Here is a 2,929-nt window from a genome sequence, read left to right as displayed (position 1 = left end):
ATGCGGCCGCGGCGATCGCCGTCAGTTGGTCAGACATCCTGACTCCGCTGGGCACGGGCCCGGGGGCTGCGACCGGCCGCCCGTTCGGCGGCGCGGTACGCGGCGTCGTCGAAACCTTCCTCGCCCTGAACCAGCCCACTGCCGGGTAGCGGGGTGTGGAGGCGGGCGTACTCGTCGAGTTCGTCGGCGAGCCCGAAAGTCATTCGGTCGGCGGCGGCCTGGTCGAACCACCGTGTGCCGGAGGTGTTTCGATCGATGCGGGTCACCTCGACGGGAACGGTGATGCCGAGTTGCCGGCACCGGTCGCGGACCACGCCGGTGTACGCGCTGACGTATGCCTCGAGGTCGCGGCCGTAGAGCTGCTCGACCGCCGTGCGCTCGGCCACGAGGGCGCTCTGCTGATCCTCGCCGAGGTCGTCTGCTTCCAGTTCGTGGTCGATCGCCGACAGGTCCTCGTCGTAGAGGTGCCAGATCCCGAGATCCATCAGCACTTCCTCGGGGTCGAGATCGAGTCGTACCGGCTCGGTGCGGTACGTCAGCAGCTCGTCCTCCGGGACGGTGCTGGTGACGATCTGCTCGATGAAACCCGCTTCCCAGGACCCGGGCCGGCCAGCGGTCAGCACACCGAGTCCGCCGACGTTCGCGGCCACCGTAGTGATGACACGGCAGGCGATTTCCCCGAAGTCATACCTCTCCGAGGCACCTTGTTGGGTGAGGTAGGTCCGCCGGGCCGCGCAGGTGAGCGCTGTGATGGCGGTGGCAATGTCCTCATCCAGGCTGCCCGGCTCACCAGCGGCCGCGCTGTCCATCGTGCTCATCTGGTTCACACTCCTCGAGGTGCATTGCATGAGGTGTTCGGCGCATAGATCACGTGTGGCGACTGACCTGCACCGACAGGAAGACGGCTTTGTCCATCGCCGCCCGGCGTGCGCGGTCGATGTCGCCGGCGAGGAGGAGTTCGCGTTCGTGTGCTTGGAGTGTGGCGATGGCGGCGGCGAGTTCGTCGTTGCTCATCGCCGTCGCCGCGTCCGCGACGATCTGTTCCTCGCTGTCCACGCGATGAGGGTAGACCGGGTAGCACGCGGTGGGAGGGAAACGGCGTCGGCCCCCCGACCGAGGGGAGTCGGGGGCCGCCCTTCGACTCGGGGGAATCACCCACCCCTGAGGGGTTTCGCTTGGGGTACGCGCGCGACCACCGCATCCGAGGGCACACCGGCGCGCAGCGGCGGCGCGGCAGCATATGTGGAGTTCATCGTTACGGATATCTTCCTCCGACACCAGGGTTCGGGAGCACGGGCAGGGCGCGGGCACGAGCGCGAGCCGCCCTGCGCGTCTCACGCATCCCAGCGTGGAAACCACAGTGATCGTTGCCGTCCAGGTTGAGGGGGACGACAAGTTGTCCGAACAGCCGAGATTCCAGCTCCCACGGAGCCTCGTCGACGATCCACCCAACTCGAGCGTGTTCGTGCATCCACCGAGACAGCTCCTGCTCCCCGACTCCGAAGTGCAGACGATCGCCCGATCCGAACCGCCGAAGCTCGATTCCCAGCGTGGACGAAAGCAGAGTTCCGAGGCTCAGCCGTAGTGTCGACCCCGCAGCGTTGCCCGTGTAGTGGGTGCTGATCCGAGAACGAAGTGTCTGACTGCTCGCGACCCGGCCGTTGCGTGGCGGCGCCTTGGGACTGATGCCGACGTACAGGAGAGTCGAACCGTCGCGCTCGACGCAGCCGGTCGCGTCGACATCACCCGGCAGCTCGTCGAACCACCATGCGTAGACGCCACCTGCTTTCGGCACCGGAGTATCCCGCGAGATCGCCACCTCACGGTCGACGGGATCAGCCGACAGGATGCGCTCGAGATCGTCGTGCCCCAGCCCTTGCGCGTCGGCAATGGACGCCACAGTGTCACTCACGAGGTGATCTTGACACACGAATCCGACAGGCCGACCGGCGCTCCGACCGAGGTCATATGCAGGACCATCCCGACGAATACGGAGTAGACGTGTAGAGGCTACTTGGAACGTCCACCTGGGGTTTTACGCCTGATTTTGGGCAGAGTTCTCCCCCAGAGGCAGTCGGGTGCGTTTTCGCTACTTGCTCTGCTTCGCCTTGGCGAGCCGGACGGTGCGCCTATTTGCGCCTTCCGACACCAATGGCAGTACGCGTTCGAGGAAGTCCGCAAGCGGGGGCAAACCCGCCGCAAGAAGAACCCGATCACGCCGAGCAGAGTGGTAGCGGCCAAGAGAATCTCCATCGACGCCACCTCCGCTTCTGGGGGGAGGTTCTGACGCGACGCTATCGTCATGAGGGTGACAGGAATCAACGCCGACCGGCGATGGTCCGAATCCATGCCGGCGGCCTATGAGCAGTACCTCGTGCCGGTGGTCTTCCGGCCCTTCGCCGAGGACCTGACCGCCCGGGCTGCGGCACTCCACCCTCGGCGAATCCTCGAACTCGCTGCGGGGACTGGCGTGTTGACAGCGGACCTGCTCGCAGCGGCACCCTCGGCCGAGGTGACGGCCACCGACCTGAACGAGGCCATGGTCGCTTTCGGGTCGACCCGGGCCCCGGGCGCGGTGTGGCGGCAGGCCGACGCGCAGCGGCTGCCGTTCCCGGACGGAGGCTTCGACCTGGTGGTCTGCCAGTTCGGCGTGATGTTCCTTCCCGACCGCATCGAGGCCTTCACCGAGGTCCGCCGGGTGCTGGCCCCGGGGGGCCGGTTCCTGTTCAACACCTGGGGGCCGCTCGGGACGCACGCCTTCGAAGTCGCGCTGCAGGCCGGGCTCGAGCGGGCCTTTCCGGTCGACCCGCCACGGTTCTTCCAGACGGTTCCGCACGGCTACGCCGACCCCGCTGTCGTGGCCGCTGATCTGGCGGCCGCCGGGTTCGCCGTCGAGGACGAGCAGGAGCTGACGCTTCAGGGCCGGGCC

At 67.2% G+C, this 2,929-nt stretch carries 4 protein-coding genes; 1 reads left to right on the top strand and 3 read right to left on the bottom strand.

Annotated elements, in window-relative coordinates; genetic code table 11:
- Positions 1 to 29: 29 nt before the first annotated feature.
- The 3 genes from WAW17_RS19755 to WAW17_RS19745 all read right to left on the bottom strand — a co-directional run bounded on the left by WAW17_RS19755 (position 30) and on the right by WAW17_RS19745 (position 1,912).
- On the bottom strand, positions 30 to 818 hold the full coding sequence (locus WAW17_RS19755) for a hypothetical protein (RefSeq protein WP_422334616.1): 789 nt from the start codon (positions 816 to 818) through the stop codon (positions 30 to 32).
- 49 nt (positions 819 to 867) lie between these two features.
- Complete coding sequence (locus WAW17_RS19750; protein ID WP_422334615.1) at positions 868 to 1,056, bottom strand: hypothetical protein; 189 nt, start codon at positions 1,054 to 1,056, stop codon at positions 868 to 870.
- Positions 1,057 to 1,255: 199 nt separating this feature from the next.
- Complete coding sequence (locus WAW17_RS19745) at positions 1,256 to 1,912, bottom strand: GIY-YIG nuclease family protein (protein WP_422334614.1); 657 nt, start codon at positions 1,910 to 1,912, stop codon at positions 1,256 to 1,258.
- A 390-nt stretch (positions 1,913 to 2,302) separates the two neighbouring features.
- Between WAW17_RS19745 and WAW17_RS19740 the strand changes: the two genes are divergently transcribed.
- A partial coding sequence (locus tag WAW17_RS19740; protein ID WP_422334613.1) for a class I SAM-dependent methyltransferase occupies positions 2,303 to 2,929 on the top strand: 627 nt, incomplete at its 3' end.

The organism is Rhodococcus sp. (in: high G+C Gram-positive bacteria) (assembly GCF_049286785.1).
Lineage (GTDB): Bacteria > Actinomycetota > Actinomycetes > Mycobacteriales > Mycobacteriaceae > Rhodococcus_F.
Note: the sequence above shows the minus strand (reverse complement) of the source record. Positions and strands in the feature narration are given on the sequence as shown.

What these genes read in the sequence shown, in the direction of transcription:
- WAW17_RS19755 (WP_422334616.1), bottom strand. Translation starts at nt 818, where the DNA reads ATGAGCACGATGGACAGCGCGGCCGCTGGTGAGCCGGGCAGCCTGGAT.